This is a genomic window from Streptomyces sp. NPDC005151 (assembly GCF_053599875.1).
This window is the reverse complement of record NZ_JBSFYR010000040.1, coordinates 21,223-42,124: the sequence shown is the minus strand read 5'-3', so window position 1 is coordinate 42,124 and position 20,902 is coordinate 21,223. Positions and strand designations below refer to the sequence as shown.

Genomic DNA, 20,902 nt, shown 5'->3' with positions numbered 1-20,902 from the left:
GAGACACCGGGCCAGTCCCCGGCGCTTCTCACAGAGTGCGGTGCATGATGTGCAGCCCGACGTAGCCCTTCTTCGGGTGGCGGAAGCCCTCCGGTAGTGTGCCCAGTACCTCAAAGCCGAGTGCACGGTACAGGTTCACCGCATGGACGTTGGTCTCCACAACCGCGTTGAACTGCATCGCCCGGTAGCCCGCAGCACGCGCCCACTGCATCGTGTATTCGCATAGCGCGCGCCCCACGCCCTGCCTGGAGTGCGCCGGGTCGACCATGTAGCTGGCGCTCGCGATGTGCGATCCGTTGCCCATGTGGTTGCGGTTCATCTTTGCCGTGCCCAGGACCGTACCCGAGTCGTCCACCGCGACGACGGTCCGGTTGGGGGATGGCAGGATCCACCAGTCACGGCCTTGGTCCTGGCCGAGATCCGTCGGATAGGTGAAGGTCTCACCTGCGGCGACGATGGTGTGGAAGAAGGGCCAGATGGCGGCCCAGTCCTCGGGGTTGGCTTCCCTGATCAACATGCGGTCAGGATGCCCGAACGGGAACACGACCTCCAGCACTTTTCCGGCCCGGAACATCGTCGGATTCTCCGGGTGACCCCATCGGGCGGAGGCTCGGGTGAAGGCGCTGGGGTGCGCGCAGAGAGGGTCCGTAGACGGTGGGGGGTGAGCTCAAGGCGCCCGTGACCTCTCGGTACGTGGGTATCGTTGGAGCGCCGGAGTACCTGGGCGCGTTTGAGCGCTGGATGTACCGAGACTCCCGGCGGCATGGAATCCCTCGCTACTGCTTCGGGGGACGGCTCAAGTTCATGGTCGAGGATCTCGATCGAAAGGCTTCGTCGGCCTGCACATCAGGTACCGCCCACTCTGACTGACGGCCGTTCGATACGGTCCGACAGCGGACGCTTACGTCATGCCACCGTCCACAGGGCCGCACGTTGAACGAAGTCTCCGTCATAAACCAACCCGGGTAGATGTGGTGACAGTTGTGAACCCACGTGGTTCATGGGGCGGCTGCGCGAACCTGTGAGCTGGGCAGTACTTTGCGCCTCACCGCTATTCAGGCGATGAAACATGTGGAGGAACAATTCATGACCATACCCAGGAGATCGTTGCGTGCCGCGGGGACATTCGCGGCCGCTGCGGTTGTCGGCCTGACCGGCGCGGTCCTTTCCGCCGGCCCGGCCGCAGCTCACACCCCCACCTGGGCCGTGACCTGTAGTGAAGTGACGCTTGACCTGACCGCCTACAACAGCGACGTCGCCAACACGGTGACCGTCACTGTTGACGGCAAGGACCTCCTGCCCACCGAGACATTCGGCAAGGAGTTCCACAAGACGCTCGAACTGCCGAAGCACGACAAGGAACTGACAGTCCACCTGGTGGTGAAGGCCGGCGACGGCGACCGGTTCTCGCAGGACGACACCAAGCAGGCACCGGTGTGTGAGGACAACACCCCGACGCCCACGCCGACGGCGTCCGAGTCGAAGCCCGCCGAGGAGCCCACGACGGAGGCGCTCGCGCCGAGCGCCACGCCGAGCCAGAGCTCCCCCGAGACCGCGCCTGCCGCGGCCTCGCCGAGCCCCAGCTCGCCCGACCTGGCCGAGACGGGTTCGTCGTCCGCCACGCCCATCATCGGTGGTGCGGCTGTCGCCGTGCTGCTGGCCGGTGGCGGCATCATGTGGTCCGTGCGTAAGCGTCGCACCGCGCAGGGCTGACGTAGCTCAGCAGTCCGCTGGTTCGGGCGTAGGACCGCGCAGGGACCGCCGGACGAGGGGCGTGCCGCATCATGCAGTGCGTGACGGCGCGCCCCTCACTGCTTCCTCAACGTCGTTCCTCCGTGGGCTCGGACGGATTCGGGGTCTCCGCCGGCTCTGCGGACTCATGGGCCTCCGTGGTAGTCGCCGCGGCAGCGACCGGGGGCCCGGAGGCGGGCGGTGTGGCAGGTCCGATCTCGCACCACACGGCCTTCCCCTCGCCGAGGGGCTCGACGCCCCAGCGGACGGCGACGGCGTCGAGGAGCAGCAGACCGCGTCCCGATGTCGCTGTCTCGCCGGGAGTCCGGCGCCTCGGCCAGGCACTGGAGCGGTCCTGCACCGAAAGCCGCACCCGGCGGACAGGCTCAGGCAGGACCTCCAACGTGAGCACTGCCCCGCCCTCGGTGTGCAGAAGCACATTCACCAGCAGCTCACCGGTGACCAGTTCGGCATCGTCCGCGAGATCGGCCATGCTCCAGTCCTGCAGTGCCTGACGCACGATGGAGCGGGCATCGGAGAGACCCTCGGGATCCGCCTGGTGGATGTACTGGTGCAAGCGCGGCGCCCGCCGCGACCCCGGGTCCGGACTGCGCCGGAGGATCAGCAGCGCCACATCGTCCCCCGCGCCCCAGCGCTCCCAGAGCCGGTCGGACAAATGGTCGGCCAGTGCCTGCGCACTCGCGGGCCCCGTGCTCACCTCGTGGATCAGCGCACGGACACCCGATTCGATATCGGCGCCCGGTTTCTCCACCAGCCCATCGGTGTACAGGACAAGGGTCTCGCCGGGCACCAGGTCGAGACGCGTCTCCGGGTACTCATCGTTCTCGAAGTCGGTGGAGAGCCCCAGGGGCAGACCGCCCCGTATCTGCGGAGAGCCGACCCGGCCGTCCATGTGCCGGATCAGCGGGCCGAAGTGCCCGGCGCGGACCACGCGTACGGTACCCGAGGGGAGGTCGACCTGGGCGTATGTGCAGGTGGCGAAGCGGTCCGTGTCCAGTTCGGCGAGAAAGCGCGAGGCCCGGGCCAGCACCGTCGCCGGCGGGTGTCCCTCGCCCGCGTACGCGCGCAGGGCGATGCGCAGCTGGCCCATGATGGCGGCCGCATGGGTGTCATGTCCTTCCACGTCGCCCACGACGATGCCGAAGCGGTTCTTGGGCAGGGCGATCACGTCGTACCAGTCGCCGCCGACCTGCCGCCCGCTGCGTGCCGCGTGGTAGCGCACGGCGATCTCGCCGCCCTCGATCTCCTGGATCTGCCGGGGAAGCATCGCTGACTGCAGCCCGGTGGCGAACTCCCGCTCCTCGTCGAAGAGGGTCGCCCGCTGCAGTGACTGGGCCACGATCGCCGCGAGCCCCAGACACAGGTTGCGTTCGTCGGCGTTGAAGGCCGTCCGCTCGCAGTAGAAGAGCGCGAGACCGCCCAGTGATCGCGCCTGCGCGACCAGTGGAAGATAGGTGGCGGCGCGGAACTTCAGTTGGTCCGCGTACGGCTCCAGGGCCGGATACCGCCGCAGGAGGCCGGCGATCGAGGTCACGAAACGGGGCCGACCGCTGAGGACCGTATCGGCCAGCGGGAACCGCGGATCGAGGTGCCCGGACCCGATCTCGATGATGCTCTCCGGCGCGACCCCGCTCACCGCGATGACATTCATGGAGGTGTTCTCCACCAGACCGAGGGCGAGCCCGTCCGCGCCGAGCATGGCCAGACTGCCGGGACCGGTGAGCGTGGCGGTCACGTCGTTCACGCTCACCGCACGCGACATCGCACTTGTTGTGCGTTCAACGATGCTGGTCTGCCGTTGGCGGCGTTTCTCCAGGTCCAGCACGAAGGCCGAATGGGTGACCTCCGCCGTCGCATCCCGCACGACCCCGATGACCCGGTGCGCCCGCCCGTCGTCCCTCCGCAGAATCCGCGCCTGGACATGTGTCCACTGGTGGGTGCCGTTCTCACGCGGAACCTGGAAATAGACGCTGTACGAACTGTGGCCACCCGTGATGGCCTCGTCGATCGCAAGTTCCAGCCGGGCCCGTTCCGCCGGGTCGAGCCGCGAAACCAGAATTCCCGGGTCAGGGGTGAACTCCTCCGGGTCCAGTCCGAACACGAGCAGACCTGCCGCGTCGATGTCCAGTGACCGCGCATCCAGGTCCCACTCGAAGCTGCCCGTGCGATTCAGGGCAAGCCGCTCCTCCGTCCCGGTCTCGCCACTGTATGGCCGGTCGATCTGAAGGCGGGGCGTATCGTCGGAGTCTGGCTCCCGGTCGTGGTCGGTCATTCCTGCTCCGGAGATCGTCCGGCGGGATTGGCGGACAGTACGGCCTGTATGTGCGTCTTGTGTGTGTCTCAATTGTCGAACCCGTCCCCGAGTACTGCCACAGCGGACCCGGAGCTCCCACCGGCCCGCCGAACGCGTCCCTGCGGGTCCTCGGTACCCCTGCTGCCCCGACCTGCGGACCGCCACCGCAGAATGAGCAACGGAAGATCGTCCGTGACCGGCGGGCGGTACAACCCAGGGGCTGACCGGAGCGCACTGATGAACAACGAAGACCCCGTCCTGCTGCACGCCGAGGGCCGCACCCGGCACATCACGCTCAACCGCCCACGCGCCCTGAATGCGCTGACCCACACCATGGTGCTCCGTGTCGACGAAGCCCTCACCGGGGCAGAACACGACGACTCGGTGACCGCGGTGCTGATCAGCGGGGCAGGGGAGCGTGGCCTCTGCGCAGGCGGCGACATCCGCGCCGTATATGAGGACGCCCGCGCGGGCGGCTCCGCATCGCTGGACTTCTGGCGTGACGAGTACCGGCTCAATGCCCGTATCGCCCGCTTCCCCAAGCCGTACGTTGCGCTCATGGACGGCATCGTGATGGGCGGCGGGGTGGGCATCTCGGCCCACGGAAGTGTCCGTGTCGTCACGGAACGCTCCCGCGTCGCCATGCCGGAGACCGGTATCGGCTTCGTACCCGACGTGGGCGGGACCCATCTCCTCGCCTCCGCACCAGGTGAACTCGGCACCCACCTGGCGCTCACCGGGGACGCCGTCGGAGCGGCCGACGCCCTGCTGTGCGGGCTCGCGGACCATTTCGTACCGTCGCGGCACCTCGCGGAACTGACCCGGGAGCTGGCCGGGGCCGCCACGCCCGCCGACGTCACGGAGGCGGTGCAGCAGTACGTCACCGAGGCGCCCGTTGCCGAACTGGCCGCGCATCGCGACTGGATCGACGCCTGCTATGCGGCGGACTCGGTCGAGGAGATCGTCGACCGGCTCCAGAACTGCGGCGTACCCGCCGCGAAGGAGACCGCCGAGACGATTCTGGCCAAGTCGCCCACCGCACTCAAGGCGACCCTTGCCTCGGTGCGCAGCGCCCGGCTCCTCAACAGCTTGGAGGAGGTGCTCGACCAGGAGTTCCGCGTCTCCTGCACCGCCTTCACCCGGCCCGATCTGGTGGAAGGTGTGCGCGCCCAGATCATCGACAAGGACCGCAACCCGCAGTGGTGCCCGGCCCGGCTGGACCAGGTCACGACGGCTGACGTGGCAGCGTTCTTCACCCCCTTGGGCGGCCGCGAACTCGGACTCGCCCGCGACGCCTCGGCCGCCGGCTGAGGCCCGCGGCGACCCGGGCGCGATTCACGGACCCGGCGGCGCCCCGACACAAGCGGCCGAGCTGGCAGCGCCCCCGGGCCGCTGCCCGCTCACTTCGCTTCGGAGCTCGTGGGGCCCGCTCACCCTGCGGAACGGAACTCCGCTCGGGCGGCCGCCCGGTCCCACGCCCGGCGGTCGCCCCGCGGCCTGTAGTGACGCAACTCCTGGGTACGCGCCACCAGCCGCCGCATCTCCGCAAGGTCGCCCACCAGGCCATAGGCGCGCGCCTGTATCAGGATGTTGCCCAGCGCGGTCGCCTCGGCGGGACCGGCGGTGACGGGCAGCCCGGTCGCATCCGCGGCCCATTGGCACAGCAGCTCATTGCGGGAGCCGCCGCCGACCAGATGGATCCGGGTCGGTTCGCGGCCCGCCAGCTCTGCGGCGCGCCGCAGCGTACGGCGATGGGCCAGTGCCAGACTCTCCAGGACACAGCGCGCACAGCCGCCAGGACCGTCCGGCGGCGCCTGCCCGGTGCGTACGAGAAATGCGTCGATCCGCGAGGGCATGTCCCCCGGTTCCAGGAGCGTCTCGTCGTCCGGGTCGATCAGCGGCGAACGGACGCGCGTCGGCCGCGGCGGTCAGCAGTTCGGCCAGCGTCGGGGACGCACCGGCATGGCCCCAGGCGCGACGGCACTCCTCCAGCAGCCGCATTCCCATGATGTTGCGGAGATGGCGGACGGTGCCGTCGACCCCGCGTTCATTGGTGAAGTTCGCCGCCCGTGACTCCTCGGTCAGCACCGGTGCATCGAGCTCCAGTCCCGCCAATGACCAGGTGCCGCACGAGACGTAGGCGAATCCGGGCTCCGTGGCCGGAACCGCGGCGACCGCCGACGCTGTGTCGTGGGAGGCGACCGTTGTGACCGCCGTACCGGCGGGCAGTCCGGTGAACTCAGCAACTTGCGGCAGCAGAGTCCCCGACGGATCGCCCGGTGCACGCAACGCCGGGAACAGCGAACGCGGCAGCCCCAGCCTGCCGATCAGCGCATCGGACCAGGTGCCGGTCCGCGCGTCGAACAGACCGGTGGTGGAGGCATTGGTGATCTCCGCGCCCACCGAGCCGGTCAGCCAGTGCACCAGCAGATCGGGCATCAGCAGCAGCGTCCGCGCGGCGAGCCGAGGGTGTTCGGAGCGGGACAGGAAGTCCAGGACGGGCCCGGCGTCGGTGAAGTGGCCCGCCTGCGGGCGGCACTGGGCGTGTCCCGGTCGATGAGCAGGGCCTTGGACGTTGCTTCCTGGACGTTGGCCACCGACCGGATGACGGCGGGAATCTTCGCCTCGATACGCCGGGCGCTCCTGCTGCTTCGAATCATCGGCGGACCGCCGTCCTCATGGCAGCCACCGTAGGGGCGGTGGCACCGCCGTGTCACCGGCATTCCGCCGCGCTGCCCCGGCTTGCCCGCGGGCACCGACCGAGGCGGCCGCCCGTTCCTTCCCCTCGGGAACGAACCGGCCGCCGCTGCGGGCATCGCAGCCTGGGCCGCCACACTGCGCGGTATGCAATGTTCCGTGCTGCTCAGCGACCGCTGCCGGACATGCTCGGCTGCAGGGTCCGCACGAGGTCGAAGAACCGGGCCTCATTGCCGCAGAGCCCTGCACGTTGCAGTGCACCGTCGGCCTCCGCCATCGGCGAGGCGAGCAGGGGCAGGTACAACGGCGCCTCGTCCGGGTCCGCGAGGGCGGCCCGAGTGGCCTCCAGCAGCCGGACGTACGCCTGCGCCGCGGCGAGTTCGTCATTGCGCATCTCAGCATCTCCTGGTCAGAGGTGTCGGACCATCAAGCATCTCTCATGGGTCTGACAACGCCGTTCAGGAATCCGTGACGGGGATGTCCAGGGCCGTTCCGTAGAGACGCGACACGCGGATCCGGATCACCACGCGCCGGTCCGCCACGATCTGTTCGAGGAACGCAGTCTCCTCCGCGGGATCCTCGAACCCGGGCGTCATGGAAAGCAGTTCACGACCGGTCGCGTCACCGGGAACCGCCGTCACCTCCGAGATCTCCGCATCGCCCTCGGCGACGGCGAACGAGAAGATGTCCGGCCCCTGGACATGCAGCGCGGCCTGCGGAGCGTTTCGCAGCCGGCGCACCTTGAGGCGATCGGCGGTGGCGGAGATCCGTACGACGCGCTCGTCGAGGTTCCATCGGTACAGCACCGTGGACAGATGGGGGTGGCCACTGCGTCCGACGAAGGAGAGCACTCCGAACTGCTGGTTGCTCAGGAGCCGTGACAGCTCGTCATCGGTGAGTGTGCGGGGCGCGGGCCCGGTACCCGGCTGCTGTTCGTCCTTTTTGCTCGTCTGTTCCGTGTTCGCGCTCATAGGGGTGCCTTTCGCGGGAGTAACGGTGGGACGTTCAGAGGTTTCGAGTGCTGCTCTGTGGCGACGCGGGGAGATGGTTCGGCCGCTCCGGGCGCAGCACCGTGAACGCGACGGCGAACGCGGCGACGAGGAAGCCCGCGCCTACGGTGAAGGCCAGGTGGTAGCCGCCCGTCAGTGCCCTGGCCCGGTTCTCTCCGTCCGTGAGCAGTCCCTCGGTGCGGGAGGCCGCCAGCGTGGACAGCAGGGCGACGCCCACCGCCATACCGATCTGCTGGGTGGTGTTGAACAGCCCGGACGCGAGCCCGGCGTCATCGGCCTTCGCATCGGACATGCCGAGCGTGGTCAGCGCCGGGAGGGCGAGGCCGAAACCGGCCCCGAGCAGCATCACCGGGAGCAGATCGGTGAGGTAGTGCGCGTGTACGGGCACGCGGGCGAGCAGTCCGAGGACCCCGACCAGCATGACGAGCCCGGTCAGCAGGACCCGGCGTTCACCGAAGCGCGCATTGAGGCGGGCCGAGACCCCCAGGGACACGGCTCCGATCGCCACGGCTGCCGGAAGCATCGCGAGTCCGGTCCGCGCGGAGCCGTAACCGAGAACTTTCTGCAGGTACAGGGCGACCAGGATCTGGAACGAGAACAGCGCGGCGACCATGAGCAGTTGGACCAGATTGGCCCCCGCGACCGTACGCGATCGCAGGATGTGCAGCGGCATGAGCGGGGTTCCGGCAGTGGCCTGGCGGGCGGCGAACGCGCCGAGCAGGACGACGGCGAGGGCGCCCAGCCCGAGCGTGTGCGCCGAGGTCCAGCCGTACTCCTCGACCTTGACGACTGTGTAGATGCCCACCATCAGCCCTGCGGTGACCAGGAGCGCGCCGGTGACGTCCGCTCCGGCCCGGAGGCCGAGACCGCGGTCGGCGGGCAGGACGGGCACGGCGACCACGAGCGCCGCAAGCCCGATCGGCAGATTGATGAAGAAGATCCAGTGCCAGCTGAGCGCATCGGTGAGGATACCGCCGAGCACCTGTCCGATCGACGCCCCGGCCGCACCGGTGAAGCTGAACACGGCTATCGCGCGGCCACGTTCGCGGGGGTCGGTGAAGAGCGTCACGAGGATGCCCAGGCCGACGGCGGACGCCATCGCGCTGCCGACGCCCTGCAGGAACCGGGAGGCGATCAGCATCGCGGGCGTGGTGGCCACGCCCGCCAGCAGCGACGCGGCGGTGAACACCGCGGTGCCCGCAAGGAACATGCGCTTGCGGCCGAGCAGATCGCCGAGCCTGCCTGCGAGAAGCAGCAGGCTGCCGAATGCGATCAGGTAGGCGTTGACGACCCAGCTCAACCCGGCAGGCGTGAACCCCAGGTCGTTCTGGATGGTCGGCATGGCCACGGTCACGATGGAGCCGTCGAGGACGATCATCAGCATCCCGGTGGCGATCACCCCGAGTGCCGGCCGACGGGAGCGGGCCGTGGGAGCGGGGGCCGCGGACGGCGCCGGAGGCTCAGCAGGTGCGGAAGAAGCGGAAGAAGCGGAAGAAGCGGAAGAAGCAGAAGGAGCGGACATGCGGTCTCTCCTGTCAAATGAGGTGACAGGAGAGACGTTAGCAGATGGTTTTGTTGCGGACTATTTCTTTCGGGCCTATCTCTCTGGCCCGTTACCCGCGCTGGCGTGCCCGCCGGACCGTCTGCGGACTCTCGGACGGAGTGGCCAGGTGTCCGTCGACCAGGTGTTTCAGTGCGCGCAGCAGCACGTCGCGCTCGCCCTGGGGGAGGGCGGTGAGCGCCCGCTCGTGCACACCGTCGACGATCTGCTGGCTCTGCTCGGCGACCTTGGCGCCCTTCTCGGTCGCGGCGATGATCCGGGCCCGGCGGTCCTTGCTGGAGGGGCGGCGCTCGGCGAGGCCGGCCTTCTCCAGGGCGTCGACTGTCACGACCATCGTGGTCTTGTCCATGTCGCCGATCTCGGCGAGCTGGATCTGGGTCCGCTCCTCCTCCAGCGCGTGGACAAGGACGCAGTGCATGCGCGCCGTGAGTCCGATCTCGGCGAGCGCTGCCGACATCTGAGTCCGCAGGACATGACTGGTGTGGTCCAGCAGGAAGGAGAGGTCCGGTTCGGTGCGGGTGGGTGCCATGGCAGTCATGTCTATCAGGGTAACCGCGATTGGGTCCGTGGCGGATTATCCGGAAGTCGGCCTATGTGGCATCGCCCGGGTGGCGGCCGGCGAAGGAAAACCGGTACCCGAACAACCGCCGGCGATGCCGCCATGGGGCGCCAAGCAGAGCGGAGCCACGACGTGCGGCGTCATCCGGCGCCGCCTGGGGGGTCGCACAGTCATCACATCACTCTTCATAGGTAGATCATGTGCATGACAGATTGCACGTTGGACCGACGCCCGGGAGAAAGCTCGACACCGCTTCTTAATTCACTTCTTGATCTAAGTGATGGCGTGAGAGGGCGTCAAGGAGCTCGTACAGACCTTGTGTTGCGGGGTTCTGCACCACGGCGCGTTCAGGTCTTGAACGGGTGACATTTCAGGACTCGACCTCCAGGAACCGTCGGCGTCGCGGCCCGCGGTACAGCAGCGCCGTCCAGCCCAGCTGCCCCAGCGCGGCCGCACACCGGGTCAGCTCCGTCTCCTCCTCGTGCGCAGCCCCGCTGCCGGGCGGACCGAGCCACTCCACCCGTACAGTGCCGGGCGTCCCGCCCTCCTGCACACGGTACCCGGGCGCGACCCGCTGCCCGGACGCATCAACGGCCGATGCGGGCACACCGGCCGCCTCCAGCGCCAGCGCGACCGCCCGCACCGTCCGATGGAGCTCCCATTGAGCCGGTACGCCCTCCGGGGCCGCCCGCCCGGTGTTCGTCAGCCGCCGGATCTGCAGCAGCCCCTCCCACGCCGTCCGCACCGACGCGGCACGCTTCTCCGCCGGCTCCGGAGCCAAAGGGCCGTCCCCGGTGGCCGGTTCGAAACCGGTGTCGTGCTCGCTGCCCATCCGCGTCCCCTTTACCCGTCCCGCACTCCTGTCAGTGTGCTTCGCCCCACTGACAAGGGCCCCGGACCACCCGTCCGACCGGCGACGACACCCAGGAGCTACGTCGGAACGCCCGGCCCGGCGCCGAGAACCTTTCCGGGATTCAGGATCCCGTGCGGATCCAGCGCCGCCTTCACCGCGCGATGCATGCCGAGCACCGCGGGCCCCAGCTCCTTGTTCATGCCGCACCGTCCACGCAATCCGTACACCAGAGGATCCAACGCACTGTGTCCGACAACGCCCAGGGCTCCCGGACCGACCGCACCCACCGCACCGAGCAGCGCGTCAACGGTACGGAGCGTGCCGCCCTGCGCGCCGACTGCGCGAACTGCTTCGGACTGTGCTGCGTCGCGTTGACCCTGACCCGGTCGGCGGACTTCGCGGTCAACAAGGACGCCGGGAAGCCGTGCCACAACCTGCAGGACGACTTCCGTTGCGGCATTCACACCGAGCTGCGGACCCAGGGGTTCCCCGGCTGCACGGTGTACGACTGCTTCGGTGCCGGCCAGAAGGTCTCCCAGGAGACCTTCGGCGGACGGGACTGGCGGCGGGCCCCGCAGACCGCGCAGCAGATGTTCCAGGTGTTCCCGGTCATGCGGCAGCCGCACGAACTGCTCTGGTACCTCACCGAAGCACTGACGCTGCTGCCGGCCCGCCCCCTCCACAGCGAGATACGACGCACCATCGACAAGACCGAACGTACCCATGTCGCCCCCGACGCGTTCGCGGACGTGGACGTCGCCCGTCACCGGGACGACGTGGCCGCGCTGCTGCTCCGCGTCGGCGAACTCGTACGCGCCACCGTCCCCCGCAAGAAGAAGCGCAACCATCGCGGCGCCGACCTCGTCGGCGCCCGGCTCAAGGGCGTCGACCTGCAAGGGGCCGACCTGCGCGGTGCGTACCTCATCGCGGCCGACCTCACCGGCGCCGACCTGCACCGGGCCGATGTGATCGGAGCCGACTTCCGGGATGCCGAGCTGTCCGGCGCCGACCTCACCGGGAGTCTGTTCCTGACGCAGGCGCAGCTGAACGCGGCGTGGGGCAGTGCCGCCACGAAGCTCCCGCCGTCGCTCAACCGCCCCACCCACTGGGGCACGTGACCGCAGGCCGAACAGTCAGATCGCTTCAACAACCTCCTTCAACCGCCGCAGAGTGGTACGGATGTTGCCGCGCTGGAAGTCGGCGAAGGTCTGCCCCCGGGTGGCTGCCCGGTCGAAGGCGTTGGCCAGCACATCCGGCCAGGCCCGGCGGCCGTCGGTCCAGATCTCGATGACCCTGGTGCCCCCGTCCACCGCCTCGAACCGGTACTCCCAGGTGGCGATGGACCCGGGCAGCCGCGGGCGCCGTGCACCGATCGCATGGACCCGGAAGGCGAACCGCTCACCGGGATCCGCCGCGGTCACCGTGCACCGCGTCGTCCAGCGCATCGCTCCGCGCTTGTTACGGCCCTCGAAGACCATGCCGACGTACGCCTCCCGACGCTCCCCGAGCACGATGGCGCCACGGTTCTCCGGGCTCCGACGTCCATCGCTGGAGGGTCGCTGAGCTGCGCGTACACCGTAGAGGGAGCAGCGGCGATCACGACGCTGTCCGACTCCACGGACGGCGACGCGAAGGGATGCGGACGGGCGTCGCGAACGGATCACGTCCGTGGTTCGTTGCACAGTGTGGCGTACCCGGAAGAACATTCGACAACCGGACCGAGGAGCCCCGTACATGCCCAGCCGTACCGACACCGGCCGCAACGACCCCAGCCGCACCCACCTGATCGAGCGGCTCATGGAACGGTTCCCGCACGTGCCGCGGGAAGCCGTCATCAAGGAGGACCTGCTCCGCGGCGGCGTGGCGTTCGACGAGTCCGCGCTCAGTGACAACGAGGACGGCGACGTCAAGCCGAAGTCGTACTTCATCTTCTCCTTCGACCACGGCACCCTGCCGGAGCTGGGAGCGGCCGCACTGCGACGCCCGCCGGAGGAGATCGTGCTCACCGGAGGCCCGTACGAGCTGCGCCGCACGGTTGTTTCGGTACGGGTGAACCCGACGTCGCCCTACCGCGTCGCGGCCGACGAGGACGGCGTCCTGGGGCTGTACCTGGACGGCAGGCGGATCTCGGACGTGGGTCTGCCGCCGATGCCGGACTACTACCGGCACACGCTCGCCAACGGCAAGTCGGTGATGGAGGTCGCGCCCACCATCCAGTGGGGTTACCTCGTCTATCTGACGGTCTTCCGCGTCTGCCAGTACTTCGGCGCGAAGGAGGAGTGCCAGTACTGCGACATCAACCACAACTGGCGCCAGCACAAGGCGGCGGGACGCCCCTACACCGGGGTCAAGCCGGTCGAGGAGGTGCTGGAAGCACTCGCCATCATCGACCGCTACGACACTGCGAAGACCTCCACCGCCTACACCCTGACCGGCGGCGCCATCACCTCCCACATCGGGGGGCGCGACGAAGCCGACTTCTACGGGCAGTACGCCAAGGCGATCGAGGACGCCTTCCCCGGCCGCTGGATCGGCAAGGTCGTCGCGCAGGCACTGCCGAAAGCCGATGTCCAGCGCTTCCACGACTACGGCGTCCAGATCTACCACCCCAACTACGAAGTGTGGGACCGCCGGCTGTTCGAGCTGTACTGCCCCGGCAAGGAGCGCTACGTGGGCCGCGACGAGTGGCACCGCCGGATCCTGGACTCCGCCGAGGTCTTCGGCGCCCGCAACGTCATTCCCAACTTCGTGGCGGGCGTGGAGATGGCCGAGCCGTTCGGCTTCACGACCGTCGACGAGGCCATCGACTCGACCACCGAGGGCCTGCGGTTCTTCATGTCGCACGGCATCACCCCGCGCTTCACGACATGGTGCCCGGAGCCCACCACGCCGCTGGGAAAGACCAACCCGGACGGCGCGCCACTGGAGTACCACATCCGGCTGCTGGACGCGTACCGCTCGACGATGGAGGAGTACGGGCTCAGCTCGCCGCCCGGTTACGGCCCGCCCGGACCCGGTCGCGCCGTGTTCTCCGTCAGCTCGTTCATGGACAGCCTCCCGGCCGCACCGTACGACGCGCGGTAGTCACTCGTCGGACAACGCCCGTGCGTCGGCCGCGAGTTCACGTACGACCTCGGCGAAGCCCCGCACCAGGGCGTTGTCCGCGCCGTCCACCCAGGCGAGCACGGTCCGCAGCGGCTCCGCATCCGTCAGCGGGACCCACGAGAGATCCGGCCGGGCGTAGTACTGCGCCATGCTGACGGGTGCGAAGCAGATCGCTGACCCCTCCGCGACCTGCTCCAGCATCTCCTCGACATTGTCGTTGGTCGGGCCCCAGCGCGGGCTCGACCCGTCCGGCCTGGGGTTGACCGCCCACCAGTCCACCCACTCGCGAGGTGCCCGCTCCGTCCACATCAGCGGCTCGTCGGCGACATCGAGTAGGGAGACACCGGAGCGGCCGGCGAGCGGATGCCCGGGCGGCAGACCGACGGCCCGTGGCTCGGAGTGCACGACCTCGGCATGCAGCCCCGTCAGGTCATTGGGCAGCCAGACAAAGGCGACATCGGCAAGCCCGTCGCGCAGCGCAGCGGCCTCCTGGCCCCAGTCGTACCGCTTCGGCGCCACCCGTACGCCCGGGTGACGCCGCGCGAACTCCGCCCTGGCCCGGGTGGTCAGCTTGCCCGCGCCGCTCGCCTCGAACCCCACCCGTAGGACGCCCGTCTCTCCGCGCCGGTGCCGTTCGGCGGCGGTTGTCACCCGCTCGGACTGACGCAGGGTGAGACGGGCCTCGGTGATCACATCGAGTCCGGCGGCGGTGGCGGCCACGCCACCCGCGTGCCGGTCGAAGAGCCGTACACCGAGTTCCGATTCCAGGCTCTTCAGCGCGGAGGACAGGGCCGGTTGGAGGACGCCGCTGCGGCTGCCGCTCGGCGACGACGCGACTGACGCGGTTTTCGCCGCTCTCGACACCGCCCGCGCCGAGACAGTGGCCTGGGAGAAGGTCAGCCGCAGCACGGCCTTCGACAACTGAGCGCGAGCCACAGGACCGACGAGGGGCGGGTCCGGGCGGAAATCCGACGTGAACCCGCCCCGTCGCCGATGGACGGAGCGGCGCGCCGATCCGTCAGGCGCGCCACTGCGCCGTACGCTCCGGGGACGCCTCGGCCAGCGCCTTCGCGATGGTCTCGGCATCGCCCTGGTTGCCGTAGACGGGCGTCCCCGGCTGCTGGCGCCACGATTCGTCCAGACCGCCCGCGTCCACCGTGTCGAAGCCCAGCTCGTCGATGAGGTCGCGCACGGTCTGCTTGGCGGCCGCGTCGTCGCCTGCGACCGGCAGGGCCTGACGGCCGGGGCTGCCCTTCGGGAGCGGCTTGGAGAGGATGTCCTCCGCGTACGTCCCGTTGAACGCCTTGATCACCGGGTGACCGATCTGCTCCTCGGTCCACCTGCTCTCCGGCAGGCCGTCCTCGATGGCGGCGATACGGCCGTCGCGCTGCTGCGGGTAGTAGTTGCCGGTGTCGATGACGACCACACCCTCCGCCGCCCCGTCGAGGAACCCTGCGGGCAGGCCGGGTACGGCCTTGACCGGGATGGTGACGACGACGACGCGCGCCCCTTGTGCCGCCTCCGCCACGGTGACCGGGGTGGCTCCGGTCTCCTCGGCGAGCGCCGTGAGCGTCTGCGGGCCACGGGAATTGGCGACGGACACCTCGTGGCCGAGCGCGGTGAGACGCCGGGTCAGGTTGCCGCCGATGTTGCCCGCTCCGATGATGCCGATCTTCATGGATCCGACCTCCGATGGTGCCTGCGAAGTGCAATGCCGTCTTGTCGCTTCACCAACTCGTCGATACAGCGACCTATTCCGGGGGGCCGGAAGAACGTTCCCCCTGGGGAGGGACGGATGGGAACCGGCGGCTGCGGGCACGTACAGAAAGAGAAAAACGGAACCACAGAGCCCACTTGAAGGCGGTGCCCATGCTGCATGGCGTCGATGTCAGCTCGTATCAGTCGTCCTTCGACACGGACGGACTCGACTTCGTTTTCATCAAGGCCACCGAGGACCGTTCGTACGTCAACCCGTACCTGTCCGCACAGGTCAAGCGCGCCAGGGACGCAGAATGCGTGGTCGGCTTCTATCACTTCCTGTGGTCGGGAAACCTCACCGCGCAGGCAGAGTACTTCGTGAGCAAGGCCCCGGAGAAGGCGGGCGATCTGCTTGCCGTGGACTGGGAAGTGACCGGTGACGGAACGCGGGCGAGCGATGCCGAGAAGGACCGCTTCATCCGCGAGGTCAAGCGCCTGAGGCCGCACCACCGGGTTCTGCTCTACTGCAACCGGCACTTCTGGCTGAACTACGACACCACGTCGTATGCCGGTGACGGTCTGTGGATCGCCGACTACATGACCGCCGGCCATCCCCGTATCAAGGCGACCTGGCGCATCCATCAGTACGCCGACCACCCGCTCGACAAGGACGTGGCCGCCTTCGCCTCACGCAGCGCCATGCGCACCTGGGCGCGACCATGACCGCTGCCTGCCTCAACGGCGGGCCGCGCCCATGACGGGTTGCGATCGCCGGACAAGCGCATACCGGATATTCGAAATACTCTGTTCCGAGGCTTCTGTCACTGCATGAGGCGCATGGTCCGTATCCGGCGTGGTGACCTCGGCCCGACGCGCCAGTCCGAAAGCGGAGGAGTGTCCATAAAAGCCGCTGTTGTCCGCAGCTTCGCCGAACCCCTCGTCGTCGAGGAGCGGCCGGTACCGACCCCGGCCGGGCACCAGGTTCTGGTGCGGATGGAGACCTCCGGGCTGTGCCGCACCGACATTCATGCCGCGCAGGGCGACTGGCCGGTCAAGCCGAGCCCGCCGTTCGTGTGACATCCGATCAATACGACTGAAGCTCGATCAGATGCCCTTCGGGATCGCGCACATGGGCAGTGCGAATTTTCGGCCCCCAGTCCGGACGGTCGCAGGAACCAGTGACCAGTGAGGCGCCGTGTTCCAGGCACAGCGTCAGTCCGGTGTCGACATCGGTGACCCGGCAGACGAACATCGAGCTGTCCTGCGCCGGCGGTGTCGTGGCGGGCAGACCTGCGGTCCCGGCCACCGCCGCCATGGCCCCGCGGTCGAAGAGCGCCAGCACACCCTCGCCGTCGACGTCCCAGTGGGCGTACGGTCCGGACGCGCTGCCGCTCGCCCGGACGGCCCCGATCAACCCGGGCAGCACCGCGTCGTAGAAGAGGAAGCATTCGGTGAACCTGCCGACCAGCAGGCGGGGGTGCAGCGCGTCCATCGGAAGGCCCTCCCAGGGTGCAATTGATAGGTGTGGACCCATTATTGGGCGCGGCCCTACGATATGGGCGATGAACGAGACACCGCCCAGCCTTCTGGGACTCACGTCCTACCTGCTGTCCAAGACGGGCAGGACGGCAAGGAACCGGGTCGCGGAGCGGCTGGCCGAGCGTGACCTGCGGCTGTGGCACATGGCCGTACTTGCCGCGCTCGTCGACTTCGGTCCGCATGTGCAAAGGGAGTTGGCGTCCAGACTTGCGATCGACCGCAGTGACATCGTGAAGGTCGTCGACGACCTTGCGGTCGCAGGCCTGGTGGACCGCGCCCGCGACGCCGGCGACCGGCGCCGCGTCACTGTCACACCGACACCGGCGGGCCGATCCGTGCTTGCAGAGATTCAGTCGGACACCCGAAACGTGCAGGAAGAGCTTCTGGCGCCGCTGACCGAAGACGAACGCACGCAACTGGAAGACCTGTTGAGGCGCGTCTACGTACACATCAACCATGAAGAGGACGGACAACGGCCAAGTCGCTGACCGAATCCAGGGTTCCGGTGCGGCAGACTTCTACGGTGACCACAGCAGCTCAACCGCCCCGCGACCGTGCGCTCGGGCGCGGCATCACCACCCTCATCCCGCAGGCTGCGAGCGTGACCCCGGCGGAGCAGGCGGCCGCGGTACTGGCAGGAATGCGGAGCGTTCCGGTGCGCATCGGGGTCATCCAGGCGGCCGTTGTCCTCCTGGAGGAGCGTGTGCGTACGACAGAGGACGACACGGAGCGTCGGGCGGCGGCCACGACCGTGGCCATGCTCCGCGGTGCGATCGGCCAAGCCGGCTGAACCGCCACCGCGGCGCCGTCCGGTGCGGATCGGTTGCGCCCGCTCACTCCGGCCACGGGGAGTCGAGGATCGTACGGACGAAGTCCCTGCGCTCGAAACCGGGCACATAGTGCTGCAGCACATCGGCCTTCACATTGCCGAAGGTCGTCTCCGGCTTTGGCTGGATCCCGTCGGTGAACGCAGCGAGAATGCGCCGCTTGAAGTCCGGCCGCGGATGCAGGGCGACAATCTCCGCCCGGTCGGCCTCCGAGATGTCCTCGTAGCCGATACCGAGCACGTCGTATTCGACCCCGGCCGTCACCAGGGCTACTTCCGGCTCCATGAACTGCGGGATGCCAGGCGTCGTGTGCAGCGCAATGGCGGTCCACACGCGCCGGATGCTGTCTTCCGGCACATGGTGCGACTGGAGGAATCGCCGGGCCTCGTCCGCGCTGTCCACCTCGAACCGCCGGCCGCTCCCGTGGAAGCGTTCGCCGAGCCCGAGGTCGTGGAAGAGAGCGCCGATGTAGAGGAGTTCGGGGTCGAAGCTCAGATCGCGACGGCGTCCCTGCAGGGCGCCAAACCAGAAGACGCGCCGTGAGTGGTAGTAGACGAGCTCGCTCGTGGTGTCCCGGACCAGCTGGTCCGCTTCCCGCGCGATTCCGGTGTCCGGCGAACGGATACCGGCTGCGGAGGACGGTGCGGTGGTCACCGTAATTCACCTGCACTTTCTTGTAAGTGGACAGCCATTGGCTCCACCTTCCGTGTTCGCCGGTGGAGCGACAACCCGGGCAGCGTGCCGAGAGCACGCCGAGGACCTGGGGGAGACCCCTGATGCCGCGATCCGGGTGCCGCGTCCGGCGGGCACGGGTTCATCTCTTGGCATGGACCTGATTGGGACTCTGGGCTGCAGTCCGTTGCGGCACACACTGAGAGCGCTCTCAGGTGAGACCACTCGGACGGCTGCTGTTCCTCCCCCAGTGTCACCCCCCATCCCTGGCCCGCCCATGAGCAGCACGGACCTGTGCTGAAAAGGAGATCCGTGCAGGGCACTGCGTCACGTGTCCTGCACGTGCCATCGACAGTTCGCGTATTAGCGTGGCAGCGATGGGGGCGGTCCGTTCGACCAGGGAGACGCACCGATGGCCACGCTCGTCGCGGTGAATGTCGGGATGCCCCGGGATGTTCCCTGGAAGGGCCGAGAAACGCATACGGGTGTATGGAAGCATCCAGTCACGGGCCCGCGGATGGTCAGGAAGCTGAACATCGACGGAGACGGCCAGGGCGACCTCACCGGTCACGGCGGGCCGTACCGGGCAGTGCTGGTGTACCAGGTGGACTCCTATCGGTACTGGCAGGAGCACCTGCACCGCAACGATTTCACTCATGGTCAGTTCGGTGAGAACTTCACCGTGGACGGCCTGCCCGACGACGAGGTGTGCATCGGCGACCAGTACCGCATCGGCGATGCGTTGTTCGAAGTCACGCAGCCCCGGGTGACGTGCTATCGCGTAGGTCTTCGCATGGACGAACCGCAGATGCCCGCCCTGCTGGTCGCCCATGGACGCCCCGGCTTCTATCTGAAGGTGCTGGCCGAGGGGGTCGTCCAGGCCGGAGACGAGATCGTCAAAGTCTCCACGGGGCCGGAAGCCATGACCGTCGCGGAGATCGACGCCGTCCTCTACAGACCCGGGCGTTCGCGCTCCCAGGTGGAGCGGGCGCTCCGCATTCCCGCGCTCAGCCCCGGCTGGAAGACGTCCATGCAGTCGCTCATGGACGACTACGACTCGAAGGGCTGGTCAACAGGCAATACGGGAGGCAATACGGGCCTGACTGCTGCCGCGAGCAGCCAGCCGCCGGCCTGGCCGGGTTTCCGTCCCCTGGTGGTCACGCACATCGCCCCCGAGAGCAGGAGTATCTTTTCCCTCACTCTCGCTGCCACCGACGGCAGTCCGCTTCCACCAGCGCTGCCAGGCCAGTTCGTCACCGTCAGGATGCGTCCCGACCCGCAGGGCGCGCCGGTTATTCGCAGCTACTCCCTGTCCGGGCGCCCGGGGGACGCTCACTACCGGATCAGCGTCAAGCAAGAACCCCATGGCGTGGGCAGCAGCTATTTGCATCAACACGTCTTGGTCGACGACGTCCTTGATGTAGCTGCCCCGCGAGGCACGTTCACCCTCGACAACAACGAGGCAGCCATCGTGCTGGTCTCCGCCGGCGTCGGGACCACCCCGGTGCTCGCCATGCTCCATGCGCTGGCCGACAATCGTGATCCCCGCGCGGTGTGGTGGGTGCACGGAGCTCGGGACGGCGCCGAGCATCCTTTCGCCGACGAGGTGCGTACCCTGCTGTCACGCCTGCCGTCCGGCCGACGGTATGTCTCGTACAGCCGCCCACGCGACGACGACCGTCTCGGCGACGACTACACCTCCACCGGTCGGCTCACCGCCCAGCTTCTCGAGGACCTTGGAATCCCGGAGGACGCCAACGCCTACATCTGCGGTCCGGTGGCGTTCATGGACGACATGACACAAGCACTGGTGGACTGCGGCCTGGCCCCTGGGCGGATCCACACAGAGACCTTTGGATCCGTGACCGCGATGACGCCCGGAGTGGTTCCGACCGATGCGCCGGCTCCCCATCCGCCCGCCCATCCGCCCGGACCGGGTACTGGCCCCTCCGTCACTTTCGCCCGCAGCAGCCTGACCGTCCCCTGGGACCCCGGCTACGGCACACTCCTGGAACTCGCCGAGGCATGCGACGTCCCAGTGCGGTGGTCGTGCCGCACCGGTGTCTGTCACACCTGCGAGACGGCAGTCGTCTCCGGCGGTGTCGACTATTCTCCTGCCCCCATCGACCTGCCGGCCGAGGGCAACGCGCTCATCTGCTGCTCACAACCACCCGCGGATCTCATCCTCGATCTGTGACTCCCTCTCCTGCCGCCGCGGTTGCTTCATCGTTGCGGGCCACCTGCCCCGTCGGCATCGATCAGGGCGTTAGGCACGTCGCCCCGCACCCCGGCAGGTATCGACCGGGTGAGCGGGTCCTCCCTGAGCAGTCCGCGGC

The 20,902-nt window shown here is 68.5% G+C and carries 20 protein-coding genes and 4 pseudogenes; 9 read left to right on the top strand and 15 right to left on the bottom strand.

All coding sequences use genetic code 11. The annotated features are described in order from the left end of the window. Nucleotides 1-28 precede the first annotated feature (28 nt). The gene (locus ACWD6R_RS21875; RefSeq protein WP_451820237.1) at nucleotides 29-517 is read right to left on the bottom strand and encodes an N-acetyltransferase family protein; all 489 of its coding nucleotides are present in this window, start codon (nucleotides 515-517) and stop codon (nucleotides 29-31) included. Nucleotides 518-1,086: 569 nt separating this feature from the next. On the opposite strand from ACWD6R_RS21875, the gene ACWD6R_RS21870 reads away from it, so the two are divergent. Then, the gene (locus ACWD6R_RS21870) at nucleotides 1,087-1,713 is read left to right on the top strand and encodes an LAETG motif-containing sortase-dependent surface protein (RefSeq protein ID WP_451820215.1); all 627 of its coding nucleotides are present in this window, start codon (nucleotides 1,087-1,089) and stop codon (nucleotides 1,711-1,713) included. Between the two features lie 106 nt (nucleotides 1,714-1,819). On the opposite strand, the gene ACWD6R_RS21865 is transcribed toward ACWD6R_RS21870, so the two are convergent. Next, on the bottom strand, nucleotides 1,820-4,024 hold the full coding sequence (locus ACWD6R_RS21865) for a SpoIIE family protein phosphatase (RefSeq protein WP_451820214.1): 2,205 nt from the start codon (nucleotides 4,022-4,024) through the stop codon (nucleotides 1,820-1,822). Between the two features lie 258 nt (nucleotides 4,025-4,282). On the opposite strand from ACWD6R_RS21865, the gene ACWD6R_RS21860 reads away from it, so the two are divergent. Next, entirely contained in the window at nucleotides 4,283-5,356 is a 1,074-nt protein-coding gene (locus ACWD6R_RS21860; RefSeq protein ID WP_451820213.1) for an enoyl-CoA hydratase/isomerase family protein, read from the top strand. Between the two features lie 119 nt (nucleotides 5,357-5,475). On the opposite strand, the pseudogene ACWD6R_RS21855 reads toward ACWD6R_RS21860, so the two are convergent. The 8 genes and pseudogenes from ACWD6R_RS21855 to ACWD6R_RS21820 form a co-directional block, all read right to left on the bottom strand. After that, a pseudogene (locus ACWD6R_RS21855) lies at nucleotides 5,476-6,505 on the bottom strand (rhamnulokinase); the annotation flags it as partial. 65 nt (nucleotides 6,506-6,570) lie between these two features. Then, nucleotides 6,571-6,675 (bottom strand): annotated as a pseudogene (locus ACWD6R_RS21850) (L-rhamnose isomerase); the annotation flags it as partial. A gap of 233 nt (nucleotides 6,676-6,908) precedes the next feature. After that, nucleotides 6,909-7,136 carry a hypothetical protein gene (locus ACWD6R_RS21845; protein WP_451820212.1) on the bottom strand — a complete coding sequence of 76 codons (228 nt, stop codon included), beginning with the start codon at nucleotides 7,134-7,136 and terminating at the stop codon, nucleotides 6,909-6,911. A gap of 64 nt (nucleotides 7,137-7,200) precedes the next feature. After that, nucleotides 7,201-7,713: a pyridoxamine 5'-phosphate oxidase family protein gene (locus tag ACWD6R_RS21840; protein ID WP_451820211.1), complete on the bottom strand. Its 513-nt coding sequence runs from the start codon at nucleotides 7,711-7,713 to the stop codon at nucleotides 7,201-7,203. A 34-nt stretch (nucleotides 7,714-7,747) separates the two neighbouring features. Continuing rightward, on the bottom strand, nucleotides 7,748-9,274 hold the full coding sequence (locus tag ACWD6R_RS21835; protein ID WP_451820210.1) for an MFS transporter: 1,527 nt from the start codon (nucleotides 9,272-9,274) through the stop codon (nucleotides 7,748-7,750). A gap of 91 nt (nucleotides 9,275-9,365) precedes the next feature. Beyond that, a complete protein-coding gene (locus ACWD6R_RS21830; RefSeq protein WP_451820209.1) occupies nucleotides 9,366-9,851 on the bottom strand; it encodes a MarR family winged helix-turn-helix transcriptional regulator in 486 nt (161 codons plus the stop codon). A gap of 391 nt (nucleotides 9,852-10,242) precedes the next feature. Further along, nucleotides 10,243-10,704 (bottom strand): hypothetical protein, encoded by a 462-nt coding sequence (locus tag ACWD6R_RS21825; RefSeq protein ID WP_451820208.1) that lies wholly within the window; start codon nucleotides 10,702-10,704, stop codon nucleotides 10,243-10,245. A 98-nt stretch (nucleotides 10,705-10,802) separates the two neighbouring features. After that, nucleotides 10,803-10,952: an FAD-linked oxidase C-terminal domain-containing protein gene (locus ACWD6R_RS21820; RefSeq protein WP_451820207.1), complete on the bottom strand. Its 150-nt coding sequence runs from the start codon at nucleotides 10,950-10,952 to the stop codon at nucleotides 10,803-10,805. 99 nt (nucleotides 10,953-11,051) lie between these two features. On the opposite strand from ACWD6R_RS21820, the gene ACWD6R_RS21815 reads away from it, so the two are divergent. Further along, nucleotides 11,052-11,843, top strand: coding sequence for a pentapeptide repeat-containing protein (locus ACWD6R_RS21815; protein WP_451820236.1), 792 nt, complete (start codon nucleotides 11,052-11,054; stop codon nucleotides 11,841-11,843). 15 nt (nucleotides 11,844-11,858) lie between these two features. Here the strand turns inward: ACWD6R_RS21815 and ACWD6R_RS21810 are convergent. Next, a pseudogene (locus ACWD6R_RS21810) lies at nucleotides 11,859-12,343 on the bottom strand (SRPBCC family protein). A gap of 116 nt (nucleotides 12,344-12,459) precedes the next feature. On the opposite strand from ACWD6R_RS21810, the gene ACWD6R_RS21805 reads away from it, so the two are divergent. Continuing rightward, nucleotides 12,460-13,809, top strand: a complete 1,350-nt coding sequence (locus ACWD6R_RS21805; RefSeq protein WP_451820206.1) for a radical SAM protein — start codon at nucleotides 12,460-12,462, stop codon at nucleotides 13,807-13,809. On the opposite strand, the gene ACWD6R_RS21800 is transcribed toward ACWD6R_RS21805, so the two are convergent. Both ACWD6R_RS21800 and ACWD6R_RS21795 read right to left on the bottom strand, forming a co-directional pair. After that, on the bottom strand, nucleotides 13,810-14,766 hold the full coding sequence (locus ACWD6R_RS21800; protein ID WP_451820205.1) for a LysR family transcriptional regulator: 957 nt from the start codon (nucleotides 14,764-14,766) through the stop codon (nucleotides 13,810-13,812). It abuts the gene before it with no gap. An 82-nt stretch (nucleotides 14,767-14,848) separates the two neighbouring features. Next, nucleotides 14,849-15,649, bottom strand: a complete 801-nt coding sequence (locus ACWD6R_RS21795) for an NADPH-dependent F420 reductase (protein WP_451820204.1) — start codon at nucleotides 15,647-15,649, stop codon at nucleotides 14,849-14,851. Between the two features lie 50 nt (nucleotides 15,650-15,699). Between ACWD6R_RS21795 and ACWD6R_RS21790 the strand changes: the two genes are divergently transcribed. Together ACWD6R_RS21790 and ACWD6R_RS21785 are read left to right on the top strand one after the other, a co-directional pair. Beyond that, nucleotides 15,700-16,251: a GH25 family lysozyme gene (locus tag ACWD6R_RS21790; protein WP_451820203.1), complete on the top strand. Its 552-nt coding sequence runs from the start codon at nucleotides 15,700-15,702 to the stop codon at nucleotides 16,249-16,251. Between the two features lie 177 nt (nucleotides 16,252-16,428). Then, nucleotides 16,429-16,602: pseudogene (locus tag ACWD6R_RS21785) on the top strand (zinc-dependent alcohol dehydrogenase); the annotation flags it as partial. Between the two features lie 10 nt (nucleotides 16,603-16,612). Here the strand turns inward: ACWD6R_RS21785 and ACWD6R_RS21780 are convergent. Further along, nucleotides 16,613-17,020 carry a glyoxalase/bleomycin resistance/extradiol dioxygenase family protein gene (locus ACWD6R_RS21780; RefSeq protein ID WP_451820202.1) on the bottom strand — a complete coding sequence of 136 codons (408 nt, stop codon included), beginning with the start codon at nucleotides 17,018-17,020 and terminating at the stop codon, nucleotides 16,613-16,615. A 70-nt stretch (nucleotides 17,021-17,090) separates the two neighbouring features. Here ACWD6R_RS21780 and ACWD6R_RS21775 point away from each other — a divergent pair, with 70 nt between their 5' ends. Together ACWD6R_RS21775 and ACWD6R_RS21770 are read left to right on the top strand one after the other, a co-directional pair. After that, nucleotides 17,091-17,555, top strand: a complete 465-nt coding sequence (locus ACWD6R_RS21775) for a MarR family winged helix-turn-helix transcriptional regulator (protein ID WP_451820201.1) — start codon at nucleotides 17,091-17,093, stop codon at nucleotides 17,553-17,555. Nucleotides 17,556-17,590: 35 nt separating this feature from the next. Next, nucleotides 17,591-17,857 carry a hypothetical protein gene (locus tag ACWD6R_RS21770; RefSeq protein ID WP_451820200.1) on the top strand — a complete coding sequence of 89 codons (267 nt, stop codon included), beginning with the start codon at nucleotides 17,591-17,593 and terminating at the stop codon, nucleotides 17,855-17,857. A 43-nt stretch (nucleotides 17,858-17,900) separates the two neighbouring features. Here the strand turns inward: ACWD6R_RS21770 and ACWD6R_RS21765 are convergent, their stop codons facing one another. Continuing rightward, a complete protein-coding gene (locus ACWD6R_RS21765) occupies nucleotides 17,901-18,548 on the bottom strand; it encodes an HD domain-containing protein (RefSeq protein ID WP_451820199.1) in 648 nt (215 codons plus the stop codon). Nucleotides 18,549-19,083: 535 nt separating this feature from the next. On the opposite strand from ACWD6R_RS21765, the gene ACWD6R_RS21760 reads away from it, so the two are divergent. After that, the gene (locus ACWD6R_RS21760; protein ID WP_451820198.1) at nucleotides 19,084-20,763 is read left to right on the top strand and encodes an MOSC domain-containing protein; all 1,680 of its coding nucleotides are present in this window, start codon (nucleotides 19,084-19,086) and stop codon (nucleotides 20,761-20,763) included. Nucleotides 20,764-20,902 lie beyond the last annotated feature (139 nt).

Excerpts from the sequence above, each read along its gene's own strand:
- ACWD6R_RS21835 (WP_451820210.1), bottom strand. The coding sequence starts at position 9,274 with ATGTCCGCTCCTTCTGCTTCTTCCGCTTCTTCCGCTTCTTCCGCTTCT.
- ACWD6R_RS21805 (WP_451820206.1), top strand. The coding sequence starts at position 12,460 with ATGCCCAGCCGTACCGACACCGGCCGCAACGACCCCAGCCGCACCCAC.
- ACWD6R_RS21825 (WP_451820208.1), bottom strand. The coding sequence starts at position 10,704 with ATGGGCAGCGAGCACGACACCGGTTTCGAACCGGCCACCGGGGACGGC.
- ACWD6R_RS21875 (WP_451820237.1), bottom strand. The coding sequence starts at position 517 with ATGTTGATCAGGGAAGCCAACCCCGAGGACTGGGCCGCCATCTGGCCC.
- ACWD6R_RS21840 (WP_451820211.1), bottom strand. The coding sequence starts at position 7,713 with ATGAGCGCGAACACGGAACAGACGAGCAAAAAGGACGAACAGCAGCCG.
- ACWD6R_RS21775 (WP_451820201.1), top strand. The coding sequence starts at position 17,091 with ATGAACGAGACACCGCCCAGCCTTCTGGGACTCACGTCCTACCTGCTG.
- ACWD6R_RS21780 (WP_451820202.1), bottom strand. The coding sequence starts at position 17,020 with ATGGACGCGCTGCACCCCCGCCTGCTGGTCGGCAGGTTCACCGAATGC.
- ACWD6R_RS21830 (WP_451820209.1), bottom strand. The coding sequence starts at position 9,851 with ATGACTGCCATGGCACCCACCCGCACCGAACCGGACCTCTCCTTCCTG.
- ACWD6R_RS21860 (WP_451820213.1), top strand. The coding sequence starts at position 4,283 with ATGAACAACGAAGACCCCGTCCTGCTGCACGCCGAGGGCCGCACCCGG.
- ACWD6R_RS21865 (WP_451820214.1), bottom strand. The coding sequence starts at position 4,024 with ATGACCGACCACGACCGGGAGCCAGACTCCGACGATACGCCCCGCCTT.
- ACWD6R_RS21760 (WP_451820198.1), top strand. The coding sequence starts at position 19,084 with ATGGTCAGGAAGCTGAACATCGACGGAGACGGCCAGGGCGACCTCACC.
- ACWD6R_RS21870 (WP_451820215.1), top strand. The coding sequence starts at position 1,087 with ATGACCATACCCAGGAGATCGTTGCGTGCCGCGGGGACATTCGCGGCC.
- ACWD6R_RS21790 (WP_451820203.1), top strand. The coding sequence starts at position 15,700 with ATGCTGCATGGCGTCGATGTCAGCTCGTATCAGTCGTCCTTCGACACG.
- ACWD6R_RS21845 (WP_451820212.1), bottom strand. The coding sequence starts at position 7,136 with ATGCGCAATGACGAACTCGCCGCGGCGCAGGCGTACGTCCGGCTGCTG.